20 protein-coding genes are annotated in these 15,275 nt (G+C 68.2%); 14 read left to right on the forward strand and 6 right to left on the reverse strand.

Going from position 1 to position 15,275, the window contains the following annotated elements; all coding sequences use genetic code 11:
- The first annotated feature begins 78 nt into the window (after positions 1-78).
- A complete protein-coding gene (locus IEY88_RS30185) occupies positions 79-546 on the forward strand; it encodes a MarR family winged helix-turn-helix transcriptional regulator (protein ID WP_189158269.1) in 468 nt (155 codons plus the stop codon).
- Positions 547-550: 4 nt separating this feature from the next.
- A complete protein-coding gene (locus IEY88_RS30190) occupies positions 551-949 on the forward strand; it encodes an NUDIX hydrolase (RefSeq protein ID WP_189158270.1) in 399 nt (132 codons plus the stop codon).
- Here the strand turns inward: IEY88_RS30190 and IEY88_RS30195 are convergent.
- From IEY88_RS30195 to IEY88_RS30215, 5 genes are read right to left on the reverse strand one after another with little or no spacing between them, the layout of a single operon-like run.
- Entirely contained in the window at positions 939-1,397 is a 459-nt protein-coding gene (locus IEY88_RS30195) for a hypothetical protein (protein ID WP_189158271.1), read from the reverse strand. The two genes, IEY88_RS30190 and IEY88_RS30195, sit on opposite strands and share 11 nt — an antisense overlap.
- Complete coding sequence (locus IEY88_RS30200) at positions 1,394-1,879, reverse strand: DUF1003 domain-containing protein (protein WP_189158272.1); 486 nt, start codon at positions 1,877-1,879, stop codon at positions 1,394-1,396. Before IEY88_RS30200 ends, IEY88_RS30195 begins: the two co-directional genes overlap by 4 nt.
- Positions 1,872-3,125 (reverse strand): magnesium transporter MgtE N-terminal domain-containing protein, encoded by a 1,254-nt coding sequence (locus IEY88_RS30205; protein ID WP_189158273.1) that lies wholly within the window; start codon positions 3,123-3,125, stop codon positions 1,872-1,874. The genes IEY88_RS30200 and IEY88_RS30205 overlap by 8 nt, the downstream gene beginning before the upstream one ends.
- Positions 3,126-3,139: 14 nt before the next feature.
- Entirely contained in the window at positions 3,140-3,973 is an 834-nt protein-coding gene (locus IEY88_RS30210; protein WP_189158274.1) for an aminoglycoside phosphotransferase family protein, read from the reverse strand.
- Positions 3,970-4,305 carry a hypothetical protein gene (locus tag IEY88_RS30215; RefSeq protein WP_229693905.1) on the reverse strand — a complete coding sequence of 112 codons (336 nt, stop codon included), beginning with the start codon at positions 4,303-4,305 and terminating at the stop codon, positions 3,970-3,972. The genes IEY88_RS30210 and IEY88_RS30215 overlap by 4 nt, the downstream gene beginning before the upstream one ends.
- A gap of 243 nt (positions 4,306-4,548) precedes the next feature.
- Here IEY88_RS30215 and IEY88_RS30220 point away from each other — a divergent pair, with 243 nt between their 5' ends.
- Together IEY88_RS30220 and IEY88_RS30225 are read left to right on the forward strand one after the other, a co-directional pair.
- Positions 4,549-5,508 (forward strand): HpcH/HpaI aldolase/citrate lyase family protein, encoded by a 960-nt coding sequence (locus tag IEY88_RS30220; RefSeq protein ID WP_189158275.1) that lies wholly within the window; start codon positions 4,549-4,551, stop codon positions 5,506-5,508.
- Positions 5,509-5,654: 146 nt separating this feature from the next.
- A complete protein-coding gene (locus IEY88_RS30225) occupies positions 5,655-5,831 on the forward strand; it encodes a hypothetical protein (RefSeq protein ID WP_189158276.1) in 177 nt (58 codons plus the stop codon).
- A gap of 2 nt (positions 5,832-5,833) precedes the next feature.
- On the opposite strand, the gene IEY88_RS30230 is transcribed toward IEY88_RS30225, so the two are convergent.
- Complete coding sequence (locus IEY88_RS30230; RefSeq protein WP_189158277.1) at positions 5,834-6,214, reverse strand: DUF4190 domain-containing protein; 381 nt, start codon at positions 6,212-6,214, stop codon at positions 5,834-5,836.
- A gap of 205 nt (positions 6,215-6,419) precedes the next feature.
- On the opposite strand from IEY88_RS30230, the gene IEY88_RS30235 reads away from it, so the two are divergent.
- The 10 genes from IEY88_RS30235 to IEY88_RS30280 all read left to right on the forward strand — a co-directional run bounded on the left by IEY88_RS30235 (position 6,420) and on the right by IEY88_RS30280 (position 15,252).
- Complete coding sequence (locus IEY88_RS30235; RefSeq protein ID WP_189158278.1) at positions 6,420-7,616, forward strand: acyl-CoA dehydrogenase family protein; 1,197 nt, start codon at positions 6,420-6,422, stop codon at positions 7,614-7,616.
- Positions 7,617-7,770: 154 nt separating this feature from the next.
- The gene (locus IEY88_RS30240; protein WP_189158279.1) at positions 7,771-8,538 is read left to right on the forward strand and encodes a hypothetical protein; all 768 of its coding nucleotides are present in this window, start codon (positions 7,771-7,773) and stop codon (positions 8,536-8,538) included.
- Positions 8,539-8,547: 9 nt separating this feature from the next.
- A complete protein-coding gene (locus IEY88_RS44515) occupies positions 8,548-9,204 on the forward strand; it encodes a hypothetical protein (protein WP_229693907.1) in 657 nt (218 codons plus the stop codon).
- Positions 9,205-9,241: 37 nt separating this feature from the next.
- On the forward strand, positions 9,242-9,841 hold the full coding sequence (locus IEY88_RS30250) for a hypothetical protein (RefSeq protein ID WP_189158280.1): 600 nt from the start codon (positions 9,242-9,244) through the stop codon (positions 9,839-9,841).
- Positions 9,842-9,935: 94 nt separating this feature from the next.
- Complete coding sequence (locus IEY88_RS30255) at positions 9,936-10,232, forward strand: hypothetical protein (protein WP_189158281.1); 297 nt, start codon at positions 9,936-9,938, stop codon at positions 10,230-10,232.
- A gap of 53 nt (positions 10,233-10,285) precedes the next feature.
- The gene (locus IEY88_RS30260; RefSeq protein ID WP_189158282.1) at positions 10,286-10,846 is read left to right on the forward strand and encodes a YflT domain-containing protein; all 561 of its coding nucleotides are present in this window, start codon (positions 10,286-10,288) and stop codon (positions 10,844-10,846) included.
- A 167-nt stretch (positions 10,847-11,013) separates the two neighbouring features.
- Positions 11,014-12,267 carry an ABC transporter substrate-binding protein gene (locus IEY88_RS30265; protein ID WP_189158283.1) on the forward strand — a complete coding sequence of 418 codons (1,254 nt, stop codon included), beginning with the start codon at positions 11,014-11,016 and terminating at the stop codon, positions 12,265-12,267.
- Positions 12,264-13,214 (forward strand): carbohydrate ABC transporter permease, encoded by a 951-nt coding sequence (locus IEY88_RS30270; RefSeq protein ID WP_373294210.1) that lies wholly within the window; start codon positions 12,264-12,266, stop codon positions 13,212-13,214. The genes IEY88_RS30265 and IEY88_RS30270 overlap by 4 nt, the downstream gene beginning before the upstream one ends.
- Complete coding sequence (locus IEY88_RS30275) at positions 13,214-14,059, forward strand: carbohydrate ABC transporter permease (protein ID WP_189158284.1); 846 nt, start codon at positions 13,214-13,216, stop codon at positions 14,057-14,059. Before IEY88_RS30270 ends, IEY88_RS30275 begins: the two co-directional genes overlap by 1 nt.
- Positions 14,060-14,067: 8 nt before the next feature.
- Positions 14,068-15,252, forward strand: a complete 1,185-nt coding sequence (locus IEY88_RS30280; protein ID WP_189158285.1) for an ABC transporter ATP-binding protein — start codon at positions 14,068-14,070, stop codon at positions 15,250-15,252.
- The last annotated feature ends 23 nt before the right edge of the window (positions 15,253-15,275 follow it).

The raw sequence follows: 15,275 nt of genomic DNA on the forward strand, positions 1-15,275 counted from the left end.
CCTGTCCTACCGGCCGGTCACTTTCCACGACAGGCCCAGGTCGTAGCCGGGAGGGCGCTGTCCGTAACATCGACGCCCGTGCCGGAATCGGGTAGTTCCCGGTTGCCCACCCGTGTCGAGCTAGGGGTGTGGCGATCGTTCCTCCGCGCGCATGCACGGATCACGAGGGTCCTCGAGGCCGAACTGATTGCTGAGCAGCGCCTATCGCTCGCGGCGTACGACGTGCTGGTTCAACTGGCCGAGGCGCCTTCCATGCGCATGCGCATGACCGAACTGGCCGATGCCGTCCTGCTGTCCCGATCTGGCGTGACCCGCCTCGTGGACCGTTTGGAACGCGCAGGCCTCGTCGGGCGTGAACGCGCCGACGGTGACGGACGCGGCATCGTGGCCGTGCTCACACCGCTGGGTGCCGAACGTCTCCGCAGTGCCTCCACCACCCACCTCGCCGGCGTCGCCGAGCACTTCGGGGAGAGCTTCGGCCCCGGTGAGCTCGAGGCCTTCGGCCGCACGTGCGACCGGCTCGCCGCGGACGACGTGTTCCCGTGATCGCATGATCACGGTGGTGGGACTCGTGCACGTCGAGGCCGGCCGCCTCCTCGTTGTGCGCTCACGCAACAAGAAGGCCTTCTACCTCCCGGGCGGCAAGATCGAGCCCGGCGAATCCCTCGAAGAAGCCGTGCGCCGCGAGGTCCGCGAGGAGCTCGGCGTCGAGATTTCCGGCCCTGAGGAACTGAAGCGCTACATCTCGCTCGCGTACGGCGAGGGTGAGGGCGCGATGGTCGACATGACCTGCTTCACGGCGCAGCTCTTGGGCGAGCCGCGGCCCACGGGCGAGATCGCCGAGTTGACGTATGTGACCCGTGACGAGTACCGCGAGCACGCCGAGACCGCTCCCGCGATCCACGAGGTCCTGGACGACCTGGTCGTGAGCGGCCGCGTCAGACCGTGAGTCGGCGCACCTCCGCCAGCACCTGCTCGTCCACGTCGGCCGCGGTCAGGTCCGCGTGGTACTCCAGAACGTCGTAGGTGTCGTCCAACTCCGCCAGTTTCTCCGCTGCCGGCAGGTCGTGGCTGAACCGCAGATGCACCCAGTGGGCGAACTCCCGCGGTGTCATCGCCCCGGCAAGTGTGCGCTGGGCCATCAGCCGCAGTCCTTCTTGCCTGCCACCGTCGCTGCTGTGCTCGTGGTGGTCGAGCCCGAGCTCCTGCAGCGCGTCCTCCATCAGCGGCGGCACCTCTTCGCACGCGTGTTTCAGCGAGGCTCCGGCCAGCACGCTGACCGCGGGACCGTCGACGCCTGCGACCACCAGCTCGCAGGCCGCGAGGACGATGTCGGCGCTCGTGGCGTCGTTCACGTGCCACAGAGCCACGACGTCGTGGAACTCCTCGACCGTCACGGCCGTACCTTCTTCAGGTTGTTCTGCTCCTTCACCAGCTTCTCCAGCTCACCCCGGATGAAGTCGCGCGTCGCCACCTCACCGAGCGCCAGTCGCACCGCCGCCAGCTCCCGCGCCAGGTATTCGGTGTCCGCCTTGGTCTGGGCCGCCCGCTTGCGGTCCTCCTCCAGCGACACGCGGTCCCGGTCGTCCTGCCGGTTCTGCGCGAGCAGGATCAGCGGCGCGGCGTAGGCGGCCTGCGTCGAGAACGCCAGGTTCAGCAGGATGAACGGGTACGGGTCCCACCGCAGCGACACCGCGACGAGGTTCACCGTGATCCAGGCGACGACGAGCAGCGTCTGCCAGAACAGGAACTTGCCGGTGCCGAGGAACCGCGCGAGCCGTTCGGAGAGCTGGCCGAAGGTGTCGGGGTCGACCGAGAAGCGGAACCCGCGAGGTTCGCGCGGCTGGTCGAGTCTGCGCCGGGGCAGCACTTCAGGCATGGCTCAGTCCCGTCTCGCGCCAGTTGTCCGGCAGCAGGTGGTCCAGCACGTCGTCCACGGTGACGGCGCCGAGCAGGTGCTCGGTCTCGTCGAGCACCGGGGCGCACACCAGGTTGTAGGTGGCGAAGTAGCGCGTCACGTCGCTCAGCGAGGCGTTGGGCGACAGGTACGCCATGTTCGTGTCGAGGACGCCGGCGACCAGGTCGAACGGCGGTTCACGCAGCAGGCGCTGGATGTGCACGCAGCCGAGGTAGCGGCCCGTCGGCGTCGCGGAGGGGGAGCGGCACACGAAGACCATCGACGCCAGCGCGGGTGTCAGGTCGGGATTTCGCACTCGTGCCAACGCTTCCGCGATCGTCGCGTCCGGCGTGAGGATGATCGGCTCCGGCGTCATCAGGCCGCCGGCGGTGTCGAACGAGTACTCCAGCAGGCGCCGGACCGGGGCGGACTCCTCGGGTTCCATCAGTTCCAGCAGCCGGTCCTTGGTGCCCTCGGACAGCTCGCTCAGCAGGTCCGCCGCGTCGTCGGGGTTCATCGCCTCCAGGATGTCCGCGGCGCGTTCCTCGTCCAGGTGCGACAGGACGTCCTTCTGGTCCTCTTCGGACAGTTCCTCGATGACGTCCGCGAGGCGTTCGTCGTCCAGTGCGTCCGCGACCTCGTGGCGGCGCTTGGGCGGCAGCTCGTGCAGCGCGTGCGCCACGTCCGCCGCGCGCATGCCCTCGAACACCGCGACCAGTTGCTGCGCGCCCTGCGGCTGGCCCGCGAGCTCGTTCACGCTCAGGCCGCTGACGTCCTCCCACGGCCACACCTGCACGGGGCCCTTGAGGCTGAATCGGCCGGTGCGCTCCCGGCCCGCGACGCGGACCATGCGCCAGTCGCGGGTGCGGGTCAGCTCCATCGCGGCGTCCACGACCACGGCCGTGCCGCCGTCCTCCAGCTGGATCCTGGCGTCGAGCAGCTCGCCGATCACCGTCACCTCGTTGACGCGCTGGTGGAACGGCCGCAGGTTGACCGACCCGGTCGCGAGCGTCACGGCGTTCGGCTCGACCGAGGTGACCCGCAGCATCGGCACGAAGATCCGCCGGCGCGTCACCATTTCGACGACCATGCCGAGCACGCGCGGCGGTTGCCGGTCGATGCGGAGGCTGATCACGACGTCACGAGCTTTGCCTATGGGTTCGCCATCGGGGCCGAAGACGGGAAGTCCGGCCAGTTGTGCGATGAATACCCGGTTCACAGCCACCACAGCACCAGGCTAGATCAGGCGCGGGCCGCCCACCGCGCGATGTCGGCGCAGATCACCGCTTGGTCCTCCATGTCCTCTTCGAGGCACCAGATCCAGTTGGCGACGGCCCGGTGCAGCGTCCAGTCCCGTGCCTTGCCGGCATCCAGCTCACCCGCGTCGCAGATCGCCAGGAACCTGTCGCTGAGCCCCTTGTCGCCGTCCAGTTCGTCGAACCTGTTCCACAGCAACGGGATCACGCAGTACTCGGGATCGCCGGACAGCGGCTTCGGGTCGATCACCAACCACGGTTCTCGGTCGCCGCGCAGGACGTTCTCGTAGTGCAGGTCCTCGTTGACGAGCGTCGTGCCCATCGGCCTGGTCCCGGCCTCGCGGGCCGCGTCGAGCAGCGTGCGGGGGATCGCCGGGTGGTCTTCGAGCACACCGGAGAACCGGCGGATCTCCTCGGGCGCCTGGATTCCGCGGTGGCGGCGCAGCAGGCCGCCGATCACACCGATCGCGAGGTCCACCGGTTCGTCGTCGAGCGAGTGCTGGTCGAGGCGTTCCAGCAGCAACGCGCCGAGCTCGCCGTCGTGGTCGAGCAGTCGCACGGCACCGTTGCCGTCGTAGAGCCTCAGCGCGAGCGGTTCCTGTTCGGTCTCGGTGTCGACCCAGGTCAGCTTGAGCACGGCCGGGTGCCCGTCGGCCTGGCGCACCGGCAGCACGACCGCGCAGAACCCGTTCATCAGCGCGCCGTCCGGGGTGAGCCGCCAGCGCGCGCACGCCTTGGTGGCGAGCTTCGGCAGCTTCGCGACCCACTCGTCAGCGCCGTCGCCGAGTCCCTCGCCGAAACCCTCGGGCACGGTGATCATGAGGTGAACTCCAGGCGGTACACGGCTTCCCACCGCGGCTTGGTGTTGAGCCGGGCGGTCCTCAGGGCCTGCGCGGTCTCGTCGTCGGGCTCGGTCAGGTGCGCGACGGCCTGCGCGTCGACGAGGTGCGAGTGCGTGCTGGGGGAGCGGACGGTGACGGTGACCTGGGCGCCGTCGCTCAGGGGCACGTCCGGTTCGGTGCCGCCGGAGATGACCCACAGGGAGTCGGCACGCCAGTGGGCGTGCACGAGGCGGGGCTCGTGGCCGGGCGAGGTGATCCAGACGGCCGCGGCCTTGCGCAGCGCCGAGTCGAGGATTCGCGTGATCTCCACCGGTCAAGACTGCCAGTGTTGAATTGCCGCTGCTCCGCAGACGGCGGCGAGTTCGCCGGGAAGTCGGTCGTCCGGCCGAATCGCTCACGGCGGATTGGGCTTCGCCGAATCCGCCGTGAGCGGTTGACCGGACGACCAACGCGAACTCGCGTCTGTGAGACCGGACTCAGCGAATATGCGGCCGGAGTTGATGCGTGCCACTGTGGCGCTCATAGTTACCGGCCGGTACAAGGAGGTACTCCAGTGGTCGACCAGCAGCGTCCCCGTCGCTCGTGTCTGGCGGTCCCCGGCTCGAGCCAGAAGATGATCGACAAGGCGCGCACGCTGCCGGCGGACCAGGTGTTCCTGGACCTGGAGGACGCCTGCGCGCCGCTGGCCAAGCCCGACGCCCGCAAGACCATCGTCGCCTCGCTCAACGAGGGCGGCTGGGGTGACAAGGCCCGCGTCGTGCGCGTCAACGACTGGACGACGGAGTGGACCTACCGCGACGTCACCGAGGTCGTCGAGGGCGCCGGCGCGAACCTCGACTGCATCATGCTGCCGAAGGTCCAGACGCCCGAGCAGGTCGTCGCGCTCGACTTCCTGATCACCCAGATCGAGAAGACGATGGGCTACGAGGTCGGCAAGATCGGCATCGAGGCGCAGATCGAGAACGCCCTGGGCCTGAACAACGTCAACGCGATCGCCACCGCGTCCCCGCGCGTCGAGACGATCATCTTCGGCCCGGCGGACTTCATGGCGTCGATCAACATGAAGTCGCTGGTGGTCGGCGAGCAGCCGCCCGGTTACGACGTCGGCGACGCCTACCACTACATCCTGATGCGGATCCTGATGGCCGCGCGGGCCCACGACAAGCAGGCCATCGACGGCCCCTACCTGCAGATCCGCGACGTCGACGGCTACAAGCGCGTCGCCGGGCGTTCCGCCGCGCTGGGCTTCGACGGCAAGTGGGTGCTGCACCCCGGCCAGATCGACGCGGCCAACGAGGTCTTCAGCCCGAAGCAGGACGACTACGACCACGCCGAGAACATCCTCGACGCGTACGAGTTCTACACGTCCGAGGCGGGCGGCAGGCGCGGCGCGGTGATGCTCGGCGACGAGATGATCGACGAGGCGTCGCGCAAGATGGCGCTGGTGATCTCCGGCAAGGGCCGTGCGGCGGGTATGACTCGCGCGAACGTGTGGACGCCGCCGGAGGACTGATTTCCGTTACGGATTGTGCGCTACTTCACCCCGAATGTCACTGGACGTGTTCGACCGTCACGGGTTGCGTTCGAAACAGGTGAAGTAACGCACAATCCGTCACCGGAGTTTGCGATCAAGCCCCGGGGTGGGGGCATGCTCTGGGCATGTCACGTTCGAGTAACGGAAAGACGAGCAGACGGTTGCGGCTCTTCAAGCGCCGCGAGGACGACCTGCTCGAGCGCAGCTTCCGCAGCTGCCCGGGATGCGATGCCGACGTCCACGTGTTCGCCGACGTCTGCCGCCACTGCGGTGGCGCCCTGGAGATCGCCCTCGCGGGCTGAGGTCAGTAGGTCGAGCCGTTCGCGGCCGCGATGATCGCGATGACGATGAACGCCGCGTACGCCAGCCAGCCGACGATGACCAGATAACCGACGACCAGGCCGGCGACCGCCAGGCCGTGACCGTCCTCCTCGCCCCGCTTGATCTTCCCCATCGCGATGTGGCCGAAGACGACGCCGACGATCGACGTCACGCCGCAGGTGACGAACCCGACGCACGACAGGACGAGCGAGAGGATCGCGCTCGTCTGGGGCTTCGGCGGCGCGTACCCGTAGCCGCCGTACATGGGCTGCTGGCCGTACGGGCCGGGCTGGCCGTAGGGCGGCTGCTGTTGCTGGCCGTACGGATCGCCGGGCTGCTTCGGGTTGTACGGGTCGTACGTCATCGCTGGTCCCCCTAGGAGTGTTGAGCTGAGGGATCTTAAGGTCCCGTGGCGGGGTCCGTCGCGTGCGGGTGCGCGATTCCACGAGTCAGCGGTGCTGTTTCGGTACAGCGGGCGCCCGCGTTGTTGCGGAGAGCACACCCCGGTCGCAAACGGGCGTTAACCGGTCCATACTCGCCGGTAACCAAAGCCTTGGAAGGGAAGTGCGATGGCGCGCCTCGCCCAGACCGCGGGTCTCACGGACATCCAGGAAGAAATCCTCGCGACGGTTCGCACGTTCGTGGACAAGGAGATCATTCCGCACGCCCAGACGCTGGAGCACGGCGACACGTACCCCGCCGACATCGTCGAGGGCATGAAGGAGATGGGCCTCTTCGGTCTGACGATCCCCGAGGAGTACGGCGGCCTGGGCGAGTCCCTGCTGACCTACGCGCTGGTGGTCGAGCAGATCGCGCGCGGCTGGATGAGCGTCTCCGGCGTCATCAACACGCACTTCATCGTGGCGCACATGCTCAAGCAGCACGGGACGCCCGAGCAGAAGCAGAAGTACCTGCCGCGCATGGCCGCGGGCGAGGTGCGCGGGTCGTTCTCCATGTCCGAGCCCGAACTCGGCTCCGACGTGGCCGCGATCCGCACGCGAGCGGTTCGCGGCGATTCCGGGTACGCCATCAGCGGCCAGAAGATGTGGCTGACGAACGGTGGCACGTCGAACCTCACCGCTGTGCTGGTGAAGACCGACGAGGGCGCCGAGAAGCCGCACCAGAACCTCACGACGTTCCTGGTCGAGAAGCCCGAGGGCTACGGCGAGGTCCTGCCGGGCCTCACGATCCCCGGCAAGATCGACAAGATGGGCTACAAGGGCGTCGACACCACCGAGATGGTGTTCGACGGCTTCGAGATCGCCGAGGACCAGATCCTGGGCGGCGTCTCCGGCCAGGGCTTCCGCCACATGATGGACGGCGTCGAGGTGGGCCGCGTCAACGTGGCCGCCCGCGCGTGCGGCATCGCGATCCGCGCCTTCGAGCTCGCGATCGAGTACTCGCAGCAGCGCAGGACGTTCGGCAAGGCCATCGCCGAGCACCAGGCCATCGCGTTCAAGCTCGCCGAGATGGCCACCAAGGTCGAGGCCGCGCACCTGATGATGGTCAACGCGGCGCGGTTGAAGGACTCGGGACAGCGCAACGACGTCGAGGCCGGCATGGCCAAGCTCATCGCCTCCGAGTACTGCGCCGAGGTGACGCAGGAGTCGTTCCGCATCCACGGCGGTTACGGCTACTCCAAGGAATACGAGATCGAGCGCCTGATGCGCGAGGCCCCGTTCCTGCTGATCGGCGAGGGCACGTCCGAGATCCAGAAGACGATCATCAGCCGCGGCCTGCTCCGCGACTACCAGTCACGCGGTTAGGTCCGTCCTCGACGAAGTGGCGGTTCGCCCGTTAGGGGCCAATCTTTCACGGGACTGGCCCCTAACGGTTTGTGCCCGCGAGCCATAAGGTTCGCTCACTTTGAGCACAGATCTGACACTTCCGAGACCTGTGTCGCCGCCACACGTCGTCCGCATGGAGCTGGACACGTTCTCCGGCGTCGACCGCCCCGCGCTGGCCAAGTGGTTCGGCGCCCTGTTCACCGAGCTGCTCGCACCCCTGTGCCCGGCCTCGGTCGAGGAGCTCGTGTCGGTGGCGCGCGACTACCACCCCTCCGACACAACGCCCTGGGGACCGCCGGGGTATGCCCGGCTGCTGCTCTCTTCGGGTGAGTTCACCCTTCCGTCGTGGTCGGCCGCCCTGGACGACCTGCCGTCGTTCCTGCGCGTGCAACTGGTCCAGCTCGACGGCCAGGGCCTGCCGCTGGTCGACCACGGCTGGTCCGCGGAGATCCTGCTGAAGGACGACCCCGAGTTCCCGCACCAGGTCGTGGTCACGGCGTCGCGCTCGCTGTTCGCCGGGTGGATCTCCCATGCGGTGCAACAGGAATGGCTGTCGGCCTTCCGGTCGGGAGCCACGCTCGTGCAGGCCTCGGGCGGCTGGATCACGCTCGACCGCGTCGGCGTGCGGACGACGCATGAGGTCGCCGTCGGCGTGGGCCTCGACGAATCCCTTTTCATGGCAGCGGAAATGGCCCGCGGCCCGCACTGGGCGACGTTGCTCGGCCCGCGTCAGGTGGCCGCTTTGGGTGGCGTGCAAGAGGTCTGCGCTACGGCGCCCTGTTACTCCGTTGAACACCTCGGTGGCGGTCGCATACTTTTGCAGCTCACGGAGCACCTGGACGAGGTGCCGCCGGACGTGGTGCGGAAGCTGGCCGAGTTCCTCGGCCCCGTCCTGCACTGAGAGGGAGCCATGCAGCTCGGAGACCGGTCCAGGCCGCTCGTGGACCCGGTGCGCCGGCTCGCGCTGCCCGCCGAGGCGCAGCGCGGTTACCTGGAGGCCATCGGTACCGCGCCCTCGGCCGACGAGCTCGCGCTCGAGTTCGACGACGTCCGCCCCCACCTGCTGGCCCTCGACGCCGAGGCCGTCGAGCTGGTCGAGCGCATCGACGCCCTGCTCGACGTCATGAGCGGCCCCGGCCCGGTCTGGCACGTCGACGCGCTGGTTTCCGCACCGCAGTGGGCGTCGGTGCGAGCGCTGGCCGCCGAGCTCCTGCGCCTGCTGCCGTTCGACGGTCGCCCGCGCCCGCTCGCGCCGTCCGAACGCGCCCTGCTGGAACGGATCCTCGCGGCGGGCGCTCCTGCCGCACTGCACGCCCAACTCGACCACGTCCGCGTCCTGAAGCCCTGGTACGAGGGCTCGGCCAGCCTCGACCTCAGCACCGGCGGACCCGCCGCCGACATCGCCGACGGCGTCCTGCCGATCGACGCGCCGGTGCGTTCAGGGGCCGGCGAGATCCTGCTGTGGACCACGGACGGGCGGCTGTCCGCGATCGAGTACGCCTGGGTGACCGACGAGCCACCGGCTCGGTTGCCCACGGCGGACCAGGTGACGGCGCGTCCACGTTGATCGGCGGGATGTGGTTTCGTTTGGGACCCTGTGGTCCGTGAGGCCTTCTCCGAGAACCGACGTGCTCTTCGCCGTGGACACCGCCCTGCGCCCCACGGGCTTCGTCCGCCGCGGCCACGTCTGGCTCCAGGAACGCGGTGCCGGCGTCTCCGGCTGGCTCGGGTTCGCCGTCGCGGGCTCGCTCGACCTGACCCCGCTGGTCGGCGTCTGCTTCCGCCAGTACGACCAGGTCTGCGCGGCCCTCGGCGTCGGCATCCCGACCACACCGGTCGTGTCGAAGCCACTCGGCCACCTGATGCCCGAGAAGCCCGTCTGGAAGTGGACCTTCACCCCCGGCGGCGACCACGCGGCCGGTGCCTCCTCCCTGGTGGCCGCGGTCCTGGAGCACGGCAAGCCGTACATCGACAGGTACGCCAAGTGGGACGCGCTGGCACGCGAGCTCGTCGCGAAGCCGGAATCGTTGCTCGACTTCGAACGGGCGCGCAAGCTCGCGATCATCCACGTGCTCGGCGGCAACCCCGGTGCGGCCCGCGAGGCGTTGAAGGAGGAGTGCGAACGGGTCGCGGACAGCACGGACGTCCACGCGCGCTCGCACCGCGCCTTCGTGCACCGGTTCGAAATCGCCTTTCCCGGCTGACGTGTCGCGACGATGATGGCCGGGTGAGCGACGCGATCGAAGCAGCGGACCCGGAGGCCGGCCGCGCATTCGTGTTCGACGAGGGAGCCGAGCGATGACCGGCAGGATCCCGTGGCCTGCCTCCGAGCAGGCCGGCGGTCCGGTCGACGAGGTGCTGTCCGCTGTCCGGCAACGCTTTCCCGACGTCGTGGTGGAGAGGTGGACCGGCAAGTTCCCGGCCGACGACGACAACGTCTGGTTCCTCGACCGGTCCGGTGTCGCCGAGGTCCAGATCGACACCTCGCCGGAGGGAACGCCTCCGTTCGTGATCGAGTCCGACGACGAACCGATGGTGCGAGCAGGCGACGTGCGGAATGCGATCACGGTGGTCCTCCGGCTGCTCGAAGGCTGAAACCGGCAAAACACCCGTGGGTGTATCGGCACGCCGCAACGGGCACTGGCAGGATGGAACGATCAGCGCGTCCGACAGAGGTGGTCCCCGTGACGAGTCCGTTCGCCAACCCGAACCGGCCCGGCGTCCCTCCCCGCCTGCCCACTCCGCCGACGGGGTGGCCGATCGGTTCCTACGCCACGTACGAGGAAGCGCAGCGCGCGGTCGACCACCTCGCCGTCGAGGACTTCACGGTGCAGGACGTCATGATCGTCGGCGTGGACCTGATGCTCGTCGAACGCATCACCGGCAAGCTCACCTGGAGCCGGGTGCTCATGACCGGCGCGGCGAGCGGTGCGTGGTTCGGTCTGTTCGTCGGTCTGCTGCTGACCCTGTTCAGTCCCGAGCCGGGCGTGACCGTCGGGCCGGTGCTGACCGGCCTGATCACCGGTGTGTTCTTCGGCCTGGTGTTCGCGGCGGTCGGGTACGGGTCGGCGCGCGGCAAGCGGGACTTCCAGTCGGCGTCCCAGTTGGTGGCCAACAGGTACGACGTGCTGTGCCACCCGAAGTCGGCCGAGAAGGGCCGTGACCTGCTCGCGAGGCTCGCGATGCGGCCCGTGAACCCGAGTTCTTGAGTCTCCCATAAGGCCATTGGTTCTGAATCGTTGCTTCCCTTGGTTGCGGCTCCTGATCACCCGGCCTAGGTTCATCTGACCGGTCCGCCCGGTGCGGCCGGTGGCACGACGAGGTGCCGGGCGTTGCGGTCTGGCTCCTCCGTGTAGTCGGGAAGGAGGCAGGGCCGATGGGTGCGACGAGGCGCTATCGACTCGCCGCCGGAGTGGGAGCCGCGATGCTCGCGGCAGGAACGCTCACGGCGTGCGGGTCTGGCGACCAAGGCATCACCGTCAACGTCTACAAGTATCCCCAGGAGAACTTCCAGGCCATCGTCGACAGCTGCAACGCGAAGGCCGGCGGGCGATACAACATCGTCTACAACAAGCTGCCGCGGGAGGCGGACGGGCAGCGCGAGCAGATGGTGCGCAGACTCGCGGCCGAGGACGACAGCATGGACGTCCTCGGGCTCGACGTCACGTGGACCGCCGAACTGGCGAAGGCGGGCTGGATCAAGGAGTTCACCGGTTCGGTCAAGTCGCAGGTGGAGTCCGGCACGCTGAAGACGCCGCTCGACACGGCGACCTACGAGGGCAAGCTCTACGGGGCTCCGGACAACACCAACGTCCAGCTCCTGTGGTACCGGTCCGACCTCGTGCCCACGCCGCCGAAGACGTGGGACGAGATGATCTCCATGGCCGAGGCGCTGGTGGCGGAAGGGAAGCCCGGCCAGATCGTCGCGCAGGGAAAGCAGTACGAGGGGCTCGTCGTGCTGTACAACACCCTCGTCAACTCCAACGGCGGCACGATCCTCGACGAGAACGGCACCAAGGCCATCGTCGACGCGAAGGCCGTGGAAGCGTTGGGGGCGTTGAAGAAGCTGGCGACGTCGAAGGCGATCGACCCGTCGTTCTCCAACGCGGCCGAGGACAACGCGCGCCTCGCCATGGAAGGCGGCAGCGCCGCGTTCCAGCTGAACTGGCCGTACGTCTACGCGGCGGCGCAGAAGAAGCCGGACTTCGCGAAGAACTTCAAGTGGGCGCCGTACCCCACCGTGAGCGGTGACGCCGCGAAGGTCACCGTCGGCGGCATCAACTACGCCGTCAGCAACTACACCACGCACGCCGAGGAGTCGTTCGACGCGGTGCTGTGCCTGCGTGGTGCGGAGGCGCAGAAGCTCGCCGCGCTCAAGGACGGTGTGCCGCCGACCATCGAGGCCGTCTACGACGAACCCGAGATGGCCGAGGCGTACCCGATGCGCGACGACATCAAGGAGACGTTGAAGACCGCGAGCGTGCGGCCGCGCACGCCCGCCTACCAGAACGTCTCGACGGTCATCTCCACGATCCTCTCGCCGCCCGCGGACATCGACCCGCAGGCGACCGGGGACAGGCTGCGCAAGGAACTGCAGGACGCTCTCGACTCCAAGGGGGTGTTGCCGTGAGTCACGCGACCGCGGAGGTACAGGACACGGCGGCAAAACCCGTCGCGCCCAAGAAGAAGGTCGCGCTGAGCGAGGGCAAGAGGGCCGAGCGCAGGCTCGGCTGGCTGCTCTGCGCGCCCGCCGCGCTCACCATGGTCGCCGTGACCGGCTGGCCGATCCTCTACTCGCTGCTGCTGTCGATGCAGAGGTTCGACCTGAAGTTCCCGGACCGGACCGAGTGGATCTGGTTCGACAACTACGTCACCGTGCTCAGCAGCCCGTACTGGTGGAACGCGGTGTGGGTGACGGTCGTGCTGACGGTCGTGACCGTCGCGATCGAACTGGTGCTGGGCATGTCGCTCGCGCTGATCATGCACCGGGCGCTGGTCGGCCGGGGCATCGTCCGCACGACGACGCTGATCCCGTACGGCATCGTGACGGTCGTGGCCGCGTTCTCCTGGCGCTTCGCCTGGACGCCCGGCACCGGCTACCTCGCCGAGGCCCTCGGCGGCGATCCCGTGCTGACGGAGAAGGTGCCCGCGCTGATCGTCGTGAGCATCGCGGAGATCTGGAAGACCACGCCGTTCATGGCCCTGCTGCTGATGGCGGGCCTGGCGCTGGTGCCGGACGACCTGCTCAAGGCCGCCGCGATGGACGGCGCGAGCGGGTGGCAGCGGTTCATCAGGATCACCGTGCCGATCATGAAGCCGGCGATCCTGGTGGCACTGCTGTTCCGCACGCTCGACGCGTTCCGCATCTTCGACAACCTCTTCGTGCTCACCGCGGGCTCGCAGGGCACGTCGTCGGTGTCGATGCTGACCTACAACAACCTCATCAAGGGCTTGAACCTCGGTATCGGGTCGACCATGTCGGTCCTGATATTCATCATGGTCGCGATCATCGCGTTCGTGTTCATCAAGCTCTTCGGCACCGCTGCCCCCGGCAGTGACGACGGGGGGAAGCGCTGATGGCTGGTATCGGAGGAGCGGAGACCCCCGCCAAGAAGTGGGGCTGGGGTGTCCTCAACACGGTCGTCGTGATCTACGCGCTGTTGCCGGTGCTGTGGATCGTGTCGTTGTCGTTCAAGTCGTCGAAGACGTTGGCGGACGGCAACTTCATCCCTCGCGAGTGGAGTCTGGAGAACTACCAGAACATCTTCTCGACGTCGGAGTTCACGCGGGCGCTGATCAACTCCATCGGCATCGCGATCATCGCGACCGCGATCGCCGTGGTGTTCGGCACGATGGCCGCCTACGCCATCGCGCGGCTCGACTTCCCCGGCAAGAACCTGCTGGTGGGCGTCTCGCTGCTGATCGCGATGTTCCCGCAGGTCTCGCTGGTGTCCCCGTTGTTCGAGATCGAGCGCTCGCTCGGGCTCTTCGACACGTGGCCCGGCCTGATCCTGCCGTACATCACGTTCGCCCTGCCGCTCGCGATCTACACCCTGTCGGCGTTCTTCCGCGAGATCCCCTGGGAGCTCGAGAAGGCGGCGAAGATGGACGGTGCGACGCCGGGGCAGGCGTTCCGTCGCGTCATCGCGCCGCTGGCCGCGCCGGGTGTGTTCACGACGGCGATCCTGGTGTTCATCTTCTGCTGGAACGACTTCCTGTTCGCGATCTCGCTCACCTCGACCGAGCAGTCGCGGACCGTGCCGGTGGCGCTGTCGTTCTTCACCGGTAGTTCCCAGTTCGAGGACCCGGCCGGGTCGATCGCGGCGGCCGCCGTCGTGATCACGATCCCGATCATCCTCTTCGTGTTGTTCTTCCAGCGCCGGATCGTCGCCGGCCTGACCTCCGGCGCCGTCAAGGGGTGAGTTGACCAATGGCAGAGATCGTTCTGGACCAGGTGACCAAGCGGTACCCGGACGGCGCGTTGGCCGTCCAGGAGGTCAACCTGGAGATCGCGGACGGCGAGTTCATCATCCTCGTCGGGCCGTCCGGCTGCGGGAAGTCCACCACCCTCAACATGATCGCGGGGCTGGAGGACATCACCGACGGCGAGCTGCGCATCGGCGGGCAGCGCGTCAACGAGAAGGCGCCCAAGGACCGTGACATCGCGATGGTGTTCCAGTCCTACGCGCTCTACCCGCACATGACGGTGAAGGAGAACATGGCCTTCCCGCTGAGGCTGGCCAAGGTCGACAACGCGACGGTGGAGAAGAAGGTGAAGGAGGCGGCCGAGATCCTGGACCTCTCGCAACACCTCGACCGCAAACCGTCCAACCTGTCCGGTGGCCAGCGGCAGCGCGTGGCGATGGGCCGCGCGATCGTGCGCAGCCCCAAGGCGTTCCTCATGGACGAACCGCTGTCCAACCTGGACGCGAAGCTGCGCGTGCAGATGCGCACCTCGGTGTCGCGCCTGCAGAAGCAGCTCGGCACGACCACGGTGTACGTGACGCACGACCAGACCGAGGCGATGACCCTCGGCGACCGGGTCGTCGTCATGCGCGGCGGTGTCGTGCAGCAGATCGGCGCGCCGCAGTTCCTCTACGAGCAGCCGGCGAACCTGTTCGTCGCGGGCTTCATCGGCTCCCCGTCGATGAACTTCGTGCCGGCGACGCTCGAGAACGGCGCGCTGCGGTCGGTCATCGGCGACGTGGCGCTGACGGACCGGGTGCGGCAGCTGATCGAGGGCGCCGACGCGCCCCGCGAGGTGATCCTGGGCATCCGCCCGGAGCACTTCGAGGACGCGTCGCTGGTCGAGCCCGCCAAGCTGTCGGCCGGTGGCAAGTTCACCTCGCAGGTGGACGTGCTGGAGTCGATGGGCTCGGACAAGTACGCCTACTTCAACCTCACGGGCGAGCAGGCGGCCTCGGCGGAGCTCCAGGAGCTCGCGGCGGACGCGGGATCGGACGACGTGCCGGGTGACGGCATCTCGCTCGTGACGCGGCTGTCCTCGGCGTCCAGCGCGGTGGAAGGCGCTTCGGCGGACATCTGGTTCGACGCGGACAAGGTGCAGCTGTTCGACCCGTCCAACGGCAGGAACCTGACTTACACGGAACGGTGAATTCTCGTTTCACGAGCCGCCTT

The organism is Lentzea pudingi, from assembly GCF_014646255.1.
Taxonomy (GTDB): domain Bacteria; phylum Actinomycetota; class Actinomycetes; order Mycobacteriales; family Pseudonocardiaceae; genus Lentzea; species Lentzea pudingi.

Bases quoted from the DNA above. Each gene is read 5' to 3' on its own strand.
- IEY88_RS30190 (WP_189158270.1), top strand. From the start codon at position 551: ATGATCACGGTGGTGGGACTCGTGCACGTCGAGGCCGGCCGCCTCCTC.
- IEY88_RS30200 (WP_189158272.1), bottom strand. From the start codon at position 1,879: ATGCCTGAAGTGCTGCCCCGGCGCAGACTCGACCAGCCGCGCGAACCT.
- IEY88_RS30210 (WP_189158274.1), bottom strand. From the start codon at position 3,973: ATGATCACCGTGCCCGAGGGTTTCGGCGAGGGACTCGGCGACGGCGCT.
- IEY88_RS30225 (WP_189158276.1), top strand. From the start codon at position 5,655: ATGTCACGTTCGAGTAACGGAAAGACGAGCAGACGGTTGCGGCTCTTC.
- IEY88_RS30230 (WP_189158277.1), bottom strand. From the start codon at position 6,214: ATGACGTACGACCCGTACAACCCGAAGCAGCCCGGCGATCCGTACGGC.
- IEY88_RS30235 (WP_189158278.1), top strand. From the start codon at position 6,420: ATGGCGCGCCTCGCCCAGACCGCGGGTCTCACGGACATCCAGGAAGAA.
- IEY88_RS30240 (WP_189158279.1), top strand. From the start codon at position 7,771: ATGGAGCTGGACACGTTCTCCGGCGTCGACCGCCCCGCGCTGGCCAAG.
- IEY88_RS44515 (WP_229693907.1), top strand. From the start codon at position 8,548: ATGCAGCTCGGAGACCGGTCCAGGCCGCTCGTGGACCCGGTGCGCCGG.
- IEY88_RS30255 (WP_189158281.1), top strand. From the start codon at position 9,936: ATGACCGGCAGGATCCCGTGGCCTGCCTCCGAGCAGGCCGGCGGTCCG.
- IEY88_RS30260 (WP_189158282.1), top strand. From the start codon at position 10,286: ATGGAACGATCAGCGCGTCCGACAGAGGTGGTCCCCGTGACGAGTCCG.
- IEY88_RS30265 (WP_189158283.1), top strand. From the start codon at position 11,014: ATGGGTGCGACGAGGCGCTATCGACTCGCCGCCGGAGTGGGAGCCGCG.
- IEY88_RS30275 (WP_189158284.1), top strand. From the start codon at position 13,214: ATGGCTGGTATCGGAGGAGCGGAGACCCCCGCCAAGAAGTGGGGCTGG.
- IEY88_RS30280 (WP_189158285.1), top strand. From the start codon at position 14,068: ATGGCAGAGATCGTTCTGGACCAGGTGACCAAGCGGTACCCGGACGGC.